17 protein-coding genes are annotated in these 16,041 nt (G+C 65.4%); 16 read left to right on the top strand and 1 reads right to left on the bottom strand.

The annotated features are described in order from the left end of the window. The first annotated feature begins 102 nt into the window (after nucleotides 1–102). The 8 genes from rpsA to cysM all read left to right on the top strand — a co-directional run bounded on the left by rpsA (nucleotide 103) and on the right by cysM (nucleotide 7,606). Nucleotides 103–1,815, top strand: coding sequence for a 30S ribosomal protein S1 (rpsA, locus tag CCA01S_RS03045; RefSeq protein ID WP_066453890.1), 1,713 nt, complete (start codon nucleotides 103–105; stop codon nucleotides 1,813–1,815). Between the two features lie 8 nt (nucleotides 1,816–1,823). Then, nucleotides 1,824–2,174, top strand: coding sequence for an integration host factor subunit beta (locus CCA01S_RS03040; RefSeq protein WP_066454085.1), 351 nt, complete (start codon nucleotides 1,824–1,826; stop codon nucleotides 2,172–2,174). Between the two features lie 119 nt (nucleotides 2,175–2,293). Further along, nucleotides 2,294–2,617 carry a LapA family protein gene (locus CCA01S_RS03035; RefSeq protein ID WP_066453888.1) on the top strand — a complete coding sequence of 108 codons (324 nt, stop codon included), beginning with the start codon at nucleotides 2,294–2,296 and terminating at the stop codon, nucleotides 2,615–2,617. A gap of 15 nt (nucleotides 2,618–2,632) precedes the next feature. After that, nucleotides 2,633–3,844 carry a lipopolysaccharide assembly protein LapB gene (gene lapB / locus CCA01S_RS03030; protein ID WP_066453884.1) on the top strand — a complete coding sequence of 404 codons (1,212 nt, stop codon included), beginning with the start codon at nucleotides 2,633–2,635 and terminating at the stop codon, nucleotides 3,842–3,844. After that, on the top strand, nucleotides 3,841–4,776 hold the full coding sequence (rfaE1, locus tag CCA01S_RS03025) for a D-glycero-beta-D-manno-heptose-7-phosphate kinase (protein ID WP_066453875.1): 936 nt from the start codon (nucleotides 3,841–3,843) through the stop codon (nucleotides 4,774–4,776). The genes lapB and rfaE1 overlap by 4 nt, the downstream gene beginning before the upstream one ends. Then, nucleotides 4,773–5,777, top strand: a complete 1,005-nt coding sequence (rfaD, locus tag CCA01S_RS03020; protein ID WP_066453860.1) for an ADP-glyceromanno-heptose 6-epimerase — start codon at nucleotides 4,773–4,775, stop codon at nucleotides 5,775–5,777. Before rfaE1 ends, rfaD begins: the two co-directional genes overlap by 4 nt. Before the next feature lie 150 nt (nucleotides 5,778–5,927). Next, nucleotides 5,928–6,557 carry a ComEA family DNA-binding protein gene (locus CCA01S_RS15180; RefSeq protein ID WP_084386395.1) on the top strand — a complete coding sequence of 210 codons (630 nt, stop codon included), beginning with the start codon at nucleotides 5,928–5,930 and terminating at the stop codon, nucleotides 6,555–6,557. A 143-nt stretch (nucleotides 6,558–6,700) separates the two neighbouring features. Continuing rightward, the gene (gene cysM / locus CCA01S_RS03010; protein WP_066453854.1) at nucleotides 6,701–7,606 is read left to right on the top strand and encodes a cysteine synthase CysM; all 906 of its coding nucleotides are present in this window, start codon (nucleotides 6,701–6,703) and stop codon (nucleotides 7,604–7,606) included. A 10-nt stretch (nucleotides 7,607–7,616) separates the two neighbouring features. On the opposite strand, the gene mltB is transcribed toward cysM, so the two are convergent. After that, nucleotides 7,617–8,777, bottom strand: coding sequence for a lytic murein transglycosylase B (mltB, locus tag CCA01S_RS03005; RefSeq protein WP_066453851.1), 1,161 nt, complete (start codon nucleotides 8,775–8,777; stop codon nucleotides 7,617–7,619). 10 nt (nucleotides 8,778–8,787) lie between these two features. Between mltB and CCA01S_RS03000 the strand changes: the two genes are divergently transcribed. From CCA01S_RS03000 to CCA01S_RS02965, 8 genes are all read left to right on the top strand, one after another. Continuing rightward, on the top strand, nucleotides 8,788–9,711 hold the full coding sequence (locus CCA01S_RS03000) for a histone deacetylase family protein (RefSeq protein ID WP_066453849.1): 924 nt from the start codon (nucleotides 8,788–8,790) through the stop codon (nucleotides 9,709–9,711). Nucleotides 9,712–9,783: 72 nt separating this feature from the next. Next, nucleotides 9,784–10,533 carry an electron transfer flavoprotein subunit beta/FixA family protein gene (locus CCA01S_RS02995; RefSeq protein WP_066453846.1) on the top strand — a complete coding sequence of 250 codons (750 nt, stop codon included), beginning with the start codon at nucleotides 9,784–9,786 and terminating at the stop codon, nucleotides 10,531–10,533. Next, entirely contained in the window at nucleotides 10,534–11,463 is a 930-nt protein-coding gene (locus tag CCA01S_RS02990) for an electron transfer flavoprotein subunit alpha/FixB family protein (protein ID WP_066453843.1), read from the top strand. A 182-nt stretch (nucleotides 11,464–11,645) separates the two neighbouring features. After that, nucleotides 11,646–13,451, top strand: coding sequence for an acyl-CoA dehydrogenase (locus CCA01S_RS02985; protein WP_066453841.1), 1,806 nt, complete (start codon nucleotides 11,646–11,648; stop codon nucleotides 13,449–13,451). Nucleotides 13,452–13,567: 116 nt separating this feature from the next. Further along, on the top strand, nucleotides 13,568–14,209 hold the full coding sequence (locus CCA01S_RS02980) for a peroxiredoxin (RefSeq protein WP_066453838.1): 642 nt from the start codon (nucleotides 13,568–13,570) through the stop codon (nucleotides 14,207–14,209). A gap of 253 nt (nucleotides 14,210–14,462) precedes the next feature. Next, complete coding sequence (locus tag CCA01S_RS02975; RefSeq protein WP_066453835.1) at nucleotides 14,463–14,675, top strand: hypothetical protein; 213 nt, start codon at nucleotides 14,463–14,465, stop codon at nucleotides 14,673–14,675. Nucleotides 14,676–14,756: 81 nt separating this feature from the next. Continuing rightward, on the top strand, nucleotides 14,757–15,128 hold the full coding sequence (gene rplS, locus CCA01S_RS02970; RefSeq protein ID WP_066453833.1) for a 50S ribosomal protein L19: 372 nt from the start codon (nucleotides 14,757–14,759) through the stop codon (nucleotides 15,126–15,128). 130 nt (nucleotides 15,129–15,258) lie between these two features. Next, nucleotides 15,259–15,996, top strand: a complete 738-nt coding sequence (locus tag CCA01S_RS02965; protein ID WP_084386423.1) for a CoA pyrophosphatase — start codon at nucleotides 15,259–15,261, stop codon at nucleotides 15,994–15,996. Nucleotides 15,997–16,041: the final 45 nt, after the last annotated feature.

Raw genomic sequence — 16,041 nt, 5'->3', positions numbered from 1 at the left:
ACGCCATCCGTCTGGCGGGCTTCTCGCAGGATTTTTGCTCACTCCGCCGGGGTCTTTCCCGGCGTGTCATGATTGCCCCTCGGGGCTTATGGATTATTGTTCATGTCCACCCTTACCACCGAAGCCGCTCTGGGCGGCGAAAGCTTTGCCGATCTGTTTGCCGCAAGCATCAAAGATCAGAACATGCGCTCCGGCGAGGTCATTTCGGCCGAAGTCGTGCGCGTCGACCACAACTTTGTCGTGGTCAATGCCGGGCTGAAGTCCGAAGCCTACATTCCGCTGGAAGAATTCCTGAACGATCAGGGCGAGCTCGAAGTCCAGGACGGCGATTTCGTGTCCGTGGCCATCGATTCTCTCGAAAACGGCTATGGCGACACCATCCTGTCGCGTGACCGCGCCAAGCGCCTGTCGGCCTGGCTGCAACTCGAACAGGCCCTCGAGTCCGGCGAGCTGGTCAACGGCACCATCACCGGCAAGGTCAAGGGTGGCCTCACCGTCATGACCAACGGCATCCGCGCCTTCCTGCCGGGTTCGCTGGTCGATCTGCGTCCCGTCAAGGACACCACTCCCTACGAAGGCAAGACCCTCGAATTCAAGGTCATCAAGCTCGACCGCAAGCGCAACAACGTCGTGCTGTCGCGCCGTGCCGTGCTCGAAGCCAGCATGGGCGAAGAGCGCGAAAAGCTGCTCGAAAACCTGCACGAAGGCGCCATCGTCAAGGGTATCGTCAAGAACATCACCGACTACGGCGCGTTCGTCGACCTCGGCGGCATCGACGGCCTGCTGCACATCACCGACATGGCCTGGCGCCGTGTGCGTCACCCCTCCGAAGTCCTGCAAGTGGGTCAGGAAATCGAAGCCAAGGTGCTCAAGTTCGACCAAGAAAAGCAGCGTGTCTCGCTGGGCGTCAAGCAGCTGGGCGAAGATCCCTGGATCGGCCTGGGCCGCCGCTACCCGCAAGGCACCCGCCTGTTCGGCAAGGTTACCAACCTCACCGACTACGGCGCGTTCGTCGAAGTCGAAGCCGGCATCGAAGGCCTGGTGCACGTCTCCGAAATGGACTGGACCAACAAGAACGTCGATCCGCGCAAGGTTGTCACCCTGGGCGAAGAAGTCGAAGTCATGGTTCTGGAAATCGACGAAGACCGCCGCCGCATCTCGCTGGGCATGAAACAATGCCGTCCCAACCCCTGGGAAGACTTCGCCGCCAACTTCAAGCGTGGCGACAAGGTTCATGGCGCCATCAAGTCGATCACCGACTTCGGCGTGTTCGTCGGCTTGCCCGGCGGCATCGATGGCCTGGTGCACCTGTCCGACATCTCCTGGACGGAAACCGGCGAAGAAGCCGTGCGCAACTTCAAGAAGGGCGACGAGATCGACGCCGTGGTGCTGGGCATCGATACCGACAAAGAACGCATCTCGCTGGGTGTCAAGCAGCTCGAAGGCGACCCGTTCAACAACTTCGTGGCTACCTACGACAAGGGCGCCGTGCTCACCGGCACGATCAAGTCCGTCGAACCCAAGGGCGCCGTCGTCACCCTGTCCGTCGATGTCGATGGCTACCTGCGCGCTTCCGAAATCTCGGCTGGCCGCGTCGAAGACGCCACCACCGTGCTGCACGCCGGCGATCAGGTCGAAGCCATGATCATCAACATCGATCGCAAGGCGCGTTCCATCCAGCTGTCCATCAAGGCGCGCGACAACGCCGAAACGGCTGAAACCATCCAGCGCATGACCGAAGCCAGCGCTTCGTCGGGCACCACCAACCTGGGCGCCTTGCTGAAGGCCAAGCTCGATCAGCAGCGCGACAACTGATGCCAGGCCTGACCAAGTCCGAGCTCATAGCCGTGCTGGCGGGTCGCTATCCTCAATTGGCGATCCGCGACATGGATCTCGCGGTCAAGACGGTGTTGGATGCCATGGCCGATGCGCTGGCCCAAGGGCAGCGCATCGAAATACGCGGCTTTGGCAGCTTTTCGCTGTCGCAACGCCAGCCGCGTGTCGGGCGCAACCCCAAGTCAGGCGAAAAAGTGCTGGTGCCAGCCAAGCTGGTGCCGCACTTCAAGCCGGGCAAAGAACTCCGTGAACGGGTCGACCAGGGGCCGCAAACCCCGGGTGCCGACGAACCCGCGACCGTGGCTGACTTGTATCAGATGCATCTGTTCAACGAATGAGCCGACCATTCCGAAGCCGCCCCGCAAGGCGGTTTCGGGCCGGTGACGTTCGGGCGGCCTTCGGGCCGCTATTTTTTTCCCCTTACAATGTCGTGATTCTCTTTCAAGGAGCTGGGCATATGCGCTATCTGGTCTGGTTGTTGCGCTTGGTGATTTTCGTCATCGTGCTGTTGTTCGCCTTGAAAAACACGGCGCCGGTCGATGTGGGTTTCTTCGCCGATCACGTCGTGCAGCAGGTGCCGCTCATCGTCGTCATGCTGGCCGCCTTCGTGCTGGGGCTGGTGTTCGGCCTGCTGGTGGCCTTCTCCGCGGTCTTGCGCCGCCGCCGCGAAATCAACCGCCTGCGCCGCGAGCTGGCCCGCGCGCAAGACGCGCTGGCGCATCCGCCGGTGCATTCGGGCCCCGTCATTCCCGAAACCGTGGCTCCTCTGGCGCCCCTCTGATCAGGACGCATTGCCGTGGATTTTGAACCCTGGTGGCTGATCATCGTCCCTGTCCTCTTCGGTCTGGGATGGCTGGCCGCGCGCTTTGATTTCCGGCAGATGCTCTCCGAGACGCGCGCACTGCCCGATTCCTATTTCAAGGGCCTCAATTTTCTGCTCAACGAAGAGCCCGACCGGGCTATCGACGCCTTCATCGAGGTGGCCAAGCTCGACCCCGAAACCACCGAACTGCACTTTGCCCTGGGCAGCCTCTTTCGCCGTCGCGGCGAGATCGAGCGCGCCATCCGCGTGCACCAGAGCCTGCTGTCGCGTGAAGACCTCCCCATGGCCGACCGCGAAAACGCGCAATTCGAACTGGCGCAAGATTTTCTCAAGGCGGGGATGCTCGATCGCGCCGAGCACGGCTTCCAGGCCATCCTCCAGACGCGCCACGCGCAAGCGGCCATCCGCGCCCTGATCCGCATCTACGAGTCCGAGCACGATTGGCACCGGGCCATCGAGGCGGTGCAGCAGTTGCGCGGACGCACGGAAGAGCCGGTGCCGCAGCTCGCGCATTATTACTGCGAACTCGCCCAGCAGGCGCTCGAACAGAAAGAACCCGATTTTTCCGCCGCCGCCGATGCGCTGGACGCTGCCGACAACGCGGCTCGCCAGAACGGCTCCAGCGACGCTTCGAAGACGCGTGTGCACCTGCTGCGAGCGCAGTACGCCGAACGCCGGGGCGATCTCGAAGCGCAGCGCGTGCAGCTGCAGGACGTGCTGGTGAGCGCCCCCGACTACGCCGGTCTGGTGGCCGATCTGCTGCTGGCCTGCTATGGCGCGCAGGGACGCGCGGACGAGGGCCTGGCCCTGTTACAGGCGCAGTACGAACAATCGCCCACGCTTGATCTGTTCAACGTGGTGTTTCGCGCCCTGCGCACGCGCGATGGCGTCGAGACCGCCTGGGGCTTCGCACGCCAGGCACTGCGGGCGCACCCGTCCCTGCTGGGGCTCGATCGCCTGCTCGAAGTCGAACTGGCCCAGGAAGGCGATCACGGCACGGTCAATCGTCTCGTTCCGGGGGCCGATCTTGGTTTGCTGCGCAGCCTCATTCACAAACATACGCAGCGTCTCGACCGCTATGCCTGCAGCCAGTGCGGTTTCGAGGCGCGGCGTTTCTATTGGCAGTGTCCGGGCTGCAATGCCTGGGAAACCTACCGGCCGCGGCGTCTGGAGGAGATTCGATGATGGTGTTTCCGGCCTCGGCGGTACAGGCGGCACGGATTCTCGTGGTGGGCGACATCATGCTCGACCGCTATTGGTTCGGCGAGGTGGATCGCATTTCGCCCGAGGCCCCGGTGCCGGTCGTGCGCGTGGCGCGGCGCGAAGATCGCCTGGGCGGGGCGGCCAACGTCGCCCGCAACATCGCCGCATTGGGGGCCCAGGTGAGCCTCATGGGCATCGTCGGCGCCGACGAGGCGGGCGCACGGGTGCGTGCGCTCATCCGCGAGTCGGGCATCCGGGACGGCCTGGTCGAAGACGCCGAGGGCATGGACACCACGCTCAAGATGCGTGTGCTCGGGCGCCAGCAGCAGCTGCTGCGGGTCGATTTCGAGCAGGGGCCCGGCGAGCGGGCCCTCGATGCCCTCGACGCCGGGCTGGCCGATGGCCTGCGCGGCGTCGATCTCCTGGTGCTGTCCGATTACGCCAAGGGGGCGCTGGCGCGCGTCGAACATCTCATCGCGCTGGCACGCGATGCCGGGGTGCCGGTGCTGGTCGATCCCAAGGGCCATCGCTACAAGCGCTATCAGGGCGCCACCCTGGTCACGCCCAACCGCAGCGAGATGCAGGATGCCGTGGGTCGCTGGGATTCCGAGGAAGACCTCACCGCCCGCGCGCAGGCCCTGCGCACGGAGCTGGCGCTCGAGGCCTTGCTCATCACCCGTTCCGAGCAAGGCATGACGCTGTACACGCAGGCCGGGCGCCAGCACGCCGACGCGCAGGCGCAAGAAGTGTTCGACGTCTCGGGGGCGGGTGATACGGTGCTGGCCACGCTGGCGGTGATGCGCGCCGCCGGGCTGGGCTGGTATGACGCGATGCTGTGGGCCAACCGGGCGGGTGGCATCGTCGTGGGTAAACTGGGCACATCGATTGTGACCGCACAGGAGTTGTCAGCATGATCGTCGTCACAGGCGCCGCCGGGTTCATCGGCAGCAATCTGGTTCGTGGCCTCAATGCACGGGGCGTATTCGATATTCTGGCCGTCGATGACCTCACCGACGGCGACAAATTCCGCAATCTGGTCGATCTGCGGATCGCCGATTACCTGCACAAAGACGAATTCCGCCGCCGCGTGCTCAGCGGCGAACTGCCGCGCCCGGATGCGGTCTTCCATCAGGGGGCCTGCTCGGACACCACCGAGCGCAACGGCCAGTTCATGATGGACAACAACTTTCGCGTCACGCTCGAACTCTTCGAGTATTGCCAGACGCGCGAGGTGCCCTTTTTGTATGCCTCGTCGGCGGCGGTGTATGGCCCCGGGCCGCGCTACATCGAAGACCCGGCCAACGAGGCGCCGCTCAATGTATACGGTTACTCGAAGCTGTTGTTCGACCAGGTGCTGCGCCGCCGCATGGACACCCTCACCGCCCAGGTGGTGGGGCTGCGCTATTTCAACGTCTACGGCCCGCGCGAGCAGCACAAGGGGCGCATGGCCTCGGTGGCGTTTCACAACATGAACCAGTACGTCGCCGAGGGCCACGTCCGCCTGTTCGGCGGCTGGGACGGCTACCCCGACGGCGGCCAGCAGCGCGATTTCGTCTTCGTCGACGACGTGGTCAAAGTCAATCTGCATTTCCTGGATCACCCCGAGGTCTCCGGCATTTTCAACTGCGGCACGGGCCGCGCGCAGCCCTTCAACGACGTGGCGCAGACCGTGGTCAACAGCCTGCGCATCCACCAGGGGCAGCTGGCCCTGCCGCGCGAAGAACTGGTGGCGGGCGGCCAGCTGCGCTACATCGCCTTTCCGGACGATCTCAAGGGGCGTTACCAGAGCCACACCCAGGCCGACCTCGCCCAGCTGCGCGCAGCCGGGTATACGGGCGCCTTCAGCGACGTGCAGACGGGCGTTTCAGCCTATGTGCAGCGCCTGCTTGAGGCCGGGCAGCTGCGCCTCCGCTGAGATCCGGGCGGCGGGCGGTTCGCCACTCGCTGTGGTGGCTTCCTTATGCCGAAAACTGCGCCGTGACAAATTTGGTCACGGCGCCTGCCGCAAGCGTTCGGCTTGCTGCAAGATATCCAGACCCTCGTTTCCATGAACAGGAGTCTGAATATGAACCCCTTTCTGCATGACACCGTGGCCCGGCCCCAGCCGTCCGCGGCCACGCCCGCGCAAACGTCCGCCGTCGCGGCTTCTGTGCCGTCCGTACGAGCACCCGCCGCCGCCGTCGCTGTTCCTGCCGTAGTTGTGCGGCTTCCCACGGCAGTCGTTCCTGCCGCGCCTGGGCGGCGGTCTGCCGCATCGGCCCCGCCGCGCGCGCCCGCCTCGGGCCACCGCGTGCGCACTCGGGCAGGAAATCCGCTGGCCCGAGCCTTCTGCGTCCTCAGCCTCACCACGCTGGCCTGGGCGGGGGCTGTCGGCGCCGTCGATCTGAACTCGGCCAGCCTCGATCAGCTCAAGGGCATTCGGGGCATCGGGCCCAAGACGGCGCAGATCATTCTCGATGAACGCAGCCGGGGCGGGCGCTACCTGTCGTTCGCGGATTTGTCCGATCGCGTGCGCGGCATCGGCCCGCGGCGGGCGCAGGCCATGCAGTCGGCGGGCCTAACCATCGATGGCGGCGGAACGCGGGTCTCGGGGCAGGGCGCGCAGGCGCGCCAGGCGGCTGAGCCACCGCCCGCGGAAGCCCGGGCCTCCCGCCCAGAGGGCGCGCGTCGCGCGGCTTCGCCCGTCCGGCGCTGAGCGCTTGTCCAAAGCCATGCCTGGTGCCTGCTGGTGCGTAGCGCGTGGCGTCTCTGGCGGGTGGATATCGCCTGTGGCGATATGCTTATTTCTCGAGATCAGATGTCCGGCTGGCCGCGCTGGCCGGGTGTATGATCTCGGGGATGAAAACCTACCCCACCATCGAAGAGATCGTCGGTTCCACGCCTCTGGTGCGCCTGCAGCGCCTGGCCCAAGAGGTGGGTGAACCGCGTGGCAACGTCATTCTGGCCAAGCTGGAAGGCAACAACCCGGCAGGTTCGGTGAAAGACCGTGCGGCGCTCAGCATGATCCGCCAGGCCGAATTGCGCGGCGACATCCGGCCGGGCGATACGCTCATCGAGGCCACCAGCGGCAATACCGGCATTGCCCTGGCCATGGCCGCCGCCGTGCGCGGCTACAAGATGATCCTGCTCATGCCGGACAATTCCTCGCAAGAGCGCTGCGCCGCCATGACGGCCTACGGCGCGCAGCTCATTCTCACGCCGGCGGATCAAGGCGGCATGGAATTCGCCCGCGACGAGGCCCTGCGCATGCAGGCCGAGGGCAAGGGTTTCGTGCTGGATCAGTTTTCCAACGAAGACAACCCGCGCGCGCACTACGAAACCACAGGCCCCGAAATCTGGCGGCAGACCGATGGCCAGGTCACCCATTTCGTCAGTGCCATGGGCACGACGGGCACCATCATGGGGGTGGCCTCCTACCTGCGCGAGCGCAATCCCAAGGTGCGGATCATCGGTGCGCAGCCCGCCGATGGTGCCCATATTCCGGGCATCCGCAAGTGGCCCGAGGCCTATCAGCCGCGCATCTATCACCCGACGGCTGTCGATGCCTTCGAGCCCATCACGCAAGAACAGGCGGAATCCATGGCGCGGCGCCTGGCTGCCGAAGAAGGCATCTTTGGCGGCATCTCGTCAGCGGGCGCGGCGGTGGCCGCCCTGCGGGTGGCCGCCAGCGTGCGCGATGCCACCATCGTCTTCATCGTCTGCGACCGTGGCGACCGCTACCTGTCCACCGGGGTATTCGGCTAAGACGCACGCATCATGAACCCATGCGGTCCGCGATTTCGCGGGCCAGATCGGCTACCGATGCCGCATAGAAATAGCTGCGGTTGTATTTCGTGATGGCGAAGAAGTTGGGCGTAGCGCAGCGGTACTCGTGCGTGCCACGAATTTCGTCCTGCAGATCGATCACTCCCAGCGGCTGGGACTGCCAGCGGCTGCCCGCGCCCGGCAGCGCCCGCGCACCCTCGGCTTCGAGGTGCGTCCAGTCGCTCATGGGTTCGAGCCCGTCTTGCGTGAGCTGGCTGGCGTTGGCGGGCAGCCGGACGGGCGCGAAGACCGGCACGTCGCGTACCCAGCCATGCGCCTGGAGAAAATTGCCCACCGAGGCAATGGCGTCTTCGGGGCTGTTGGTGAGATCGACCTGGCGCCTGCCTTCATAGCTGACGGCATAGCGCATGAGGCTGCCCGGCATGAACTGCGGCAGGCCCATGGCCCCGGCAAAAGAACCCTCGACTGTCCAGGCGTCGAGCACCCCCTGGTGGTTCAGGAGCATGAGGTCGGCCAGCTGGCCGCGAAACATGGCCTGGCGCTCTGGACGTTTGGGGTCGGGATAGCGGAAGCCCAGCGTCGTGAGCGTATCGAGCACCCGATGGTCGCCCGTGTACTGCCCGTAGACAGTTTCGATGCCGATGATGGCCACCATGATGGCGGCGGGCACCCCGGTGCGCGCGCTGACCCGTTCGAGTGCCGTGTGGTGATCCTGCCAGAACTGCACGCCACGGCGGATGCGGATGGGATCGACGTGGCGCGTGCGGTAACTGAACCAGGCGCGGCGGATGCGGCCCGTGCGCGTGGGCGGCGTCATCAGGCGCACGGCGGTGGCGTCGTAGCGCGCGGACTTGAGCAACGCCTCGACCTCGTCGAGCGGCAGCTGCTGGGTGCGGGCGGTGTCTTGCGCGAAGGCTTGCAGCTCGGGCAGCAGCTGCCCCTGGCTGTTCAGGAAGTCGCCCGGCACCGAGAAAGATTTGCCTGGCCTGCGGCTTCTGCTAGAATTAATACGATCGTTTGAAACGATTGTTTGATTTTGAGACTGGGCTGTGTCCGCCGCCGTGGCTTGCGGGCCGTTGCCGCTGGTGGCACAGCCGGATAAAAACAACGACGCTACGGCAACTTGCAAAATACGGGTTGGTCTGAACATAATCGCCCTTATGGAGACGCTCTATATTACTCATCCCGCTTGCCGCCTGCATGAAATGGGCGCCTGGCATCCCGAATGCCCCGCACGGCTCGACGCGGTGTCCGATCAGCTGGCGGCCAGCGGCCTGATGGATTTTCTGCGCCAATGTCAGGCCCGGCCTGCCACGGCGGCTGACGTGCTGCGGGTGCACACGCCGGAATACCTGTCTTTTCTGCGCCAGCATGCGCCTGCTCATGGCTATTTTCCCATCGACCCCGACACGATCATGAACCCGGAAACCCTCGAAGCCGCCTGGGCCGCCGCCGGGGCCGGGCTGACGGCGCTCGATGAAATCATGGCGGGCCATGCGCAGACGGCTTTTTGCGCCATTCGCCCGCCGGGGCATCACGCGCGTCCCGGCCAGGCCCTGGGTTTCTGCTTTTTCAACAACATCGCCATTGCCGCCCGCTACGCCATCCAGCACTACGGCCTCGAACGCGTGGCCATCGTCGATTTCGACGTGCATCACGGCAACGGCACCGAAGAAGCTTTCCTGCACGAAGACCGGGTGCTGATGTGCAGCTTCTACCAATATCCACTTTTCCCGGATACGCGCCAGGAACACGTCGGGCCCAATATGGTCAACATCCCGGTGGATGCCTATTCCGACGGGCAGGTGGTGCGCGATCTGGCCATGGAACACTGGCTGCCCGCCCTGCGCCGCTTCCGGCCCGAGCTGATCCTCGTGTCCGCCGGTTTTGATGCCCACCGTGAAGACGACATGGGCAGTCTCAAGCTGGTCGAGGCGGATTACGCCTGGATCACCGAACGCCTGGTCGAGGTGGCCGCCGAATCCGCCCACGGGCGCATCGTCAGCTTCCTGGAAGGCGGGTATGACCTGTCCGCCCTGGGGCGCAGTGCCGTGGCGCACGTGCGGGCGCTGGGGGGTTACTGATGAAGGCGCGTCAGTCGGCGTCCGCTGTCTGGCGCATTCATTCTTTTTTCTTTTCGTTCTGGAGTTAGCTCGATGAAGGTCTTAGTGCCAGTCAAGCGTGTCGTTGACTACAACGTCAAGGTTCGCGTCAAATCCGATCACACCGGCGTGGACATCGCCAACGTCAAAATGTCCATGAATCCGTTCGACGAAATCGCCATTGAAGAAGCCACCCGCCTGAAAGAAAAGGGGGTGGCCACCGAGGTCATCGCCGTGTCTTGCGGCGTGGCGCAGTGCCAGGAAACCCTGCGCACCGCCATGGCCATCGGCGCCGATCGCGGCGTGCTGGTGCAAACCGACGCCGAACTCCAGCCGCTGGCGGTCGCCAAGCTGCTGGCCGCCCTGGCCCAGAAAGAGCAGCCGCAGCTGGTCATCCTGGGCAAGCAGGCCATCGACGACGACGCCAACCAGACCGGCCAGATGCTGGCCGCCTTGCTCGACTGGCCGCAGGCCACCAACGCCAGCAAGGTCGAGGTGCAGGGCGATCACGTGCAGGTCACCCGCGAAGTCGATGGCGGCCTGGAAACCCTCAGCCTCACGCTGCCCGCCATCGTCACCACGGACCTGCGCCTCAACGAGCCGCGCTACGTCACCTTGCCCAACATCATGAAGGCCAAGAAAAAGCCGCTCGAAACCCTGGCGCCCGCCGACCTCGGCGTCGATGCCGCCCCGCGCTTGAAAACCCTGAAAGTCACCGAGCCGCCTACCCGTTCGGCGGGTATCAAGGTGCCCGATGTGGCCACGCTGGTCGAGAAACTCAAGAACGAAGCAAAGGTGATTTAAATGAGCGTGCTGGTTATTGCTGAACACGATAATGCCCAGCTGGGCGCGGCTACCCGCAACGTGGTGGCTGCCGCCGCCAAGCTGGGGGCCGACGTTCACGTGCTGGTAGCCGGTGCCGGGGCGCAAGCCGTGGCGCAGCAGGCTGCGCAGACGGCGGGCGTGGCCAAGGTGCTGCTGGCCGACGGCCCGGCGCTGGCCAACGGCCTGGCCGAAAACCTGGCTGCGCAGGTGCTGGCCGTGGCGGGCGACTACAGCCACATCCTGTTCGCCGCCACGGCGTCGGGCAAGAACGTGGCGCCGCGCGTGGCGGCCAAGCTCGACGTGGCCCAGATTTCCGACATCGTCGCCGTCGAATCCGCGGACACCTTCGTGCGCCCCATCTACGCGGGCAATGCGCTGGCCACGGTGCAGTCCACCGATGCCAAGCGGGTCGTCACGGTGCGCACCACGGCCTTCGATCCCGCAGCGGAAACCGGCGGCAGCGCCGAGGTCGCCGCGATCGACGCGGTGGCCGATTCCGGCAAGTCGGTGTTCGTGGGCCGCGAACTCGCCAAGAGCGACCGTCCCGAGCTGACGGCGGCTTCGGTCGTGGTGTCCGGCGGGCGTGGCCTGGGCAGCGCCGAGAACTTCAAGCTGCTCGACCCCCTGGCCGACAAGCTGGGCGCGGCGTTGGGGGCCTCGCGGGCCGCCGTTGATGCGGGCTACGCACCCAACGACTGGCAAGTGGGGCAGACCGGCAAGATCGTGGCACCGCAACTGTACATCGCCATCGGCATTTCCGGGGCCATCCAGCACCTGGCCGGGATGAAAGACTCCAAGGTCATCGTGGCCATCAACAAAGATGCCGAAGCGCCCATCTTCGGCGTGGCCGACTACGGTCTGGTGGCCGACCTCTTCGAGGCCGTGCCCGAGCTGGTGAAGGCGCTTTAAACCGTCTTTCGCCAGCGGGCCCCGCAGGCGCCCGGTACGGGTTTGCGGGCGGAGCATGCCGCGCCGCCCAGCCTGTCCCGGCGGCTGCGGGGCCCGTTTTCGATGCTTGCCGCAGTGCCGCGTGCGGGCACTCGCCGGGGGCGCCGCCGCGTCTGCCACCCCCCTTTCTCACAGGAATGATCATGACTTATCAGGTGCCTACCCAGGATGTCCGTTTTGTGCTGCGCGAGCTGGCTGATCTGCCAGGCGTGCTGGCCTTGCCCGGTTTCGAAGAGGTCAGCGACGACCTCGTGGACGCCGTGCTGGATGAGAATGCCCGCTTCGTCGAGCAGGAAATCGCCCCCCTGAACCGCGCGGGCGACACACAGCCCGCGCGCTGGGACGACGGCGTCGTGCACACGACTCCCGGCTTTCGCGCCGCCTTCCAGGCCTTCGTGCAAGGGGGCTGGCAGGGGCTGCCGCACGAGGCCGAATTCGGCGGCCAGGGCCTGCCCAAACTGTTGGCCGCTCCAGTCACCGAAAGCATCAATGCGGGCAATTTGTCGTTTTCCCTGTGCCCCCTGCTCACCGACGGGGTGATCGAGGCGCTGTCGATGGTGGGCACGCCCGAACAGAAGGCCCGCTTCATCCCCGCGCTGCTCGAAGGCCGCTGGACGGGCACCATGAACCTCACCGAACCGCAAGCCGGCTCTGATCTGGCCTTGCTCAAGACCCGCGCGCTCAAGCAGGATGACGGCAGCTACCGCCTCAGCGGCCAGAAGATCTTCATCACCTATGGTGATCACGACATGGCCGAGAACATCATCCACCTGGTACTCGCCCGCACGCCGGACGCGCCCAAGGGGGTCAAGGGGATTTCGCTGTTCATCGTGCCCAAGTTCCTGGTCAACGACGACGGCGGCCTGGGCAAGCGCAATGACGTCTACTGCGCCTCGCTGGAACACAAGCTGGGCATCCACGGCAGCCCGACGGCGGTGCTGCTGTACGGCTCGGGCAAGGGCGACGTGGGCGAGGGCGCCGTGGGCTACCTCATCGGCGAGGAAAACCGTGGCCTCGAATACATGTTCATCATGATGAACGCCGCGCGCTACGCCGTGGGCCTGCAGGGCGTGGCGGTGGCCGAGCGGGCGCTGCAGCACGCGGCCGCGTATGCCGCCGAGCGGGTGCAGGGCAATGCGCTGGAGGGCTCCGCCGGGCCGGTGGCGATCGCCAACCACCCGGACGTGGCGCGCATGCTGGGCGTGATGCGTGGCCTGGCCGAGGGCGCGCGCGCCGTGGCCTACGTGGCTGCGGGCTATCGCGATAAGGCGGCGCACGCCGCCGACGAGGCCGAACGGGCTCGCTGCAAGGCGGTCTACGAATATTGCGTGCCCATCGTCAAGGCGTTCTCCACCGAATCGTCGGTGGAGGTAGCGTCCCTGGGGGTGCAGGTGCACGGCGGCATGGGCTTCATCGAGGAAACCGGCGCGGCCCAGTACTACCGCGATGCCCGCATCCTGCCCATCTACGAGGGCACGACGGCCATTCAGGCCAACGATTTCATCGGTCGGAAAATCGTGCGTGATGGCGGTGCCGTGGCGCACGCGCAGATTGCCGGCATGCGTGCAACCGCCGCCGCCTTGCAGTCCGCCCCAGGGGCGCATGCCGAAGCCCTGAGTGCCATCGGCGCGCGCCTGGATGCGGCGGCCCAGGCCTATGAGTCCGCGGTCGGGTACGTGCTGGGGCACGTGCGCGAGGACGTGCGCGGGGTGTTCGCCGGCAGCGTGCCCTGCCTGATGCTGGCCGGCACGGCGCACGCGGGCTGGCAGCTGGGACGCGCCGCCCTGGCGGCTGCGCGGGCGCTCGAGTCCGGCGCCACTGATGCGTTCTTCACGCGCAAGATCGCCACGGCGGTGCAGTATGCCGCGCACGTGCTGCCGCGCACGGGTGCCCTCGACGCGGAGATTCAGGCCGGCGGCCTGGCCGACCGCTATGCCCGTCACGCGTAAATATAGTTATTACATTCTTGTATTTTTATAGCGTCCTATATTCTGCAAGAATCTTAAGTGTCTAAACCAATTCGTCGCCCGGGATGTCCGGGCGACAGATACTTAAGGAGTTATCGATGGCCTCTTTGCGTTTGGGTGACATTGCCCCCGACTTCGAACAAGAATCTTCCCTGGGGAAAATCAAGTTTCACGAGTGGCTGGGCGACAGCTGGGGGGTGCTGTTCTCGCACCCGGCCGACTTCACGCCGGTGTGCACCACCGAACTGGGCTACACCGCCATCGTGTCCGGCGACTTCGCCAAGCGTGGCGCCAAGGTGATTGCCGTCTCGGTGGATGGCAAGCAGTCGCACATCGACTGGATCAAAGACATCAACGATACGCAGAAAACCGACGTCCAGTATCCAATCCTGGCCGATGAAGACCGCAAGGTCGCCACGCTCTACGACATGATCCACCCCAACGCCAGCACGACGGCGACGGTGCGTTCCGTGTTCGTCATCGATCCGAAGAAGAAAATCCGCCTGATCCTCACGTACCCGGCCAGTACGGGTCGCAATTTTGATGAAATCCTGCGGGCGCTGGATTCCATCCAGCTGACCGACAACTACAGCGTCGCCACGCCGGTGAACTGGAAACCGGGTGAAGACGTCATCATCGCGCCGTCCATCAAAGACCCCGCCGTACTGAAAGAAAAATTCCCCAAGGGCTACAAGGAAATCCGCGCGTACCTGCGCACCACCCCGCAGCCCAATCTGTAAACCGCAAGCGGTACGCGCCCGTGGCGGCACGCGCCTTGAACGGTGTGCGCTTTGGACGCGAGCCGCGCGCCCCGCGGGCAAAAGACCCAGCCCTGGTGCTGGGTCTTTTGCATCTGGCGCGCCGTGCAATGACGCGTGGTGCCTGTGTGTGCGCCGGTATCGCCCCTCTTGTCATCAACGCTGTATTTTTGTACAGTAATTCTGTGCCGCGCAAAAACACCTTCTTCCAACAGGCGGCGCCGGGAGACCACACATGGCAAGCACATCCGCATCCGCATGGCAGGCAGGCCAACTGGCCTATGGGCCACAGCGGCCACAGGCCGTGCGCCCGGTTCCGCGCAAGGCCGCCCGCCGGGCCATCCCCTGGCGGCAGGTGTGGCCCTTGCTGGCCGACGTCCTCATGGTGGCGCTGTGGGCCGCCATGGTGCCTGGCCTGATGTGGCTCGGTGCAGCTGCGGGGTTCTGATATAATCCCTGGTTTACCGCATCCTCTGCCACGGCATCCATTCAACCAACAGCCTGTGCCCAAGATGCTTCGGAGCCCTCAGTGAATCTCATCGAAACCATCGAACAAGAAGAAATCGCGCGCCTGACCGAAGGCCGCACCATCCCCGAATTCGGCCCTGGCGACACCGTCGTGGTCGGCGTCAACGTGGTCGAAGGCACGCGCAAGCGTACCCAGGCCTACGAAGGCGTGGTCATCGCCCGCCGCAACCGTGGGCTCAACTCGGCCTTCACCGTGCGCAAGATTTCGTCGGGCGAAGCCGTCGAGCGTACGTTCCAGCTGTATTCTCCGCAAATCGCCAGCATCGAAGTCAAGCGCCGCGGTGACGTGCGCCGCGCCAAGCTGTACTACCTGCGCAGCCGTACCGGCAAGGCCGCCCGCATCAAGGAAAAGCTGGTGCGCAAGTCCGCCTGAAGGCAGGCCGCGCCACTGGCATAAAAAAAGACACCCGGGCGGGTGTCTTTTTTTATGCATGCCCGCGGTCTGTCACAGGCAGTACACTGACCACAGTGTGTTCCTGTCGCAGAGCCCTTTTCTGGAAGCCATGACGCCCCCGATTCCGCCGCTGGACGCTCCGCAGTCCGCCAGTTTCGACCCGGCCATCCAGCCGCTGCTGTCCTGTCCCGCGCTGCCCAGCCTGCCCGCCGAATGCCTGCGGCTGGATTTCATCCGCCAGGCCTTCGCGCAGCCGGTCGCCTGGCAGGTCGAACCCCTGTTCGCCCAGGCGTTTGCCCCCGATCCCGCCGCGTTGGCCCGGGCGCGCCAGGCGGCCGTCCTGATGCCGCTGGTGCAGCGCCCCGGCGGCCTGGCGGTGCTGTTCACCCGGCGCTCGGATCGCCTGCACGAGCACGCGGGCCAGGTCAGTTTTCCAGGGGGGCGCATCGAAACCAGCGACCCCGATGCGGTGGCGGCCGCCTTGCGCGAAACCGGCGAGGAAATCGGCATCGCGCCGCAGTTCGTGCAGGTCATGGGCCTGCAGCCCACCTTGCTGACCACCACCCGATTTCTGATGACGCCGGTGGTGGGCGAGCTGCTGCCGGGCTTCCAGATCAAGGCCGACCAGGCCGAGGTAGCCGAAGTCTTCGAGGTGCCGCTGGCCATCCTGATGGATCCCGCCCGGCATCAGCTGCATCAGCTGCAGACGGCCTGGGGGCATGGCCGCTGCTATTTTTCCATGCCCTGGCAGTCGCACTTCATCTGGGGCGCGACGGCCATTCTGGTGCGCAATTTCTATCGCTTTTTGGCCGCCGCCGCGGGGCTGGCCGGCCCCGGCCCCCGCTGACACACCGAGTCCCGGCCGGATGCCCCAGGCCCGGGCCGCAATCGG

Origin of the sequence: Castellaniella caeni NBRC 101664, assembly GCF_001592225.1 — a bacterium.
Lineage (GTDB): Bacteria > Pseudomonadota > Gammaproteobacteria > Burkholderiales > Burkholderiaceae_B > Castellaniella > Castellaniella caeni.
This window is presented reverse-complemented; position numbering and strand designations above follow the sequence as displayed.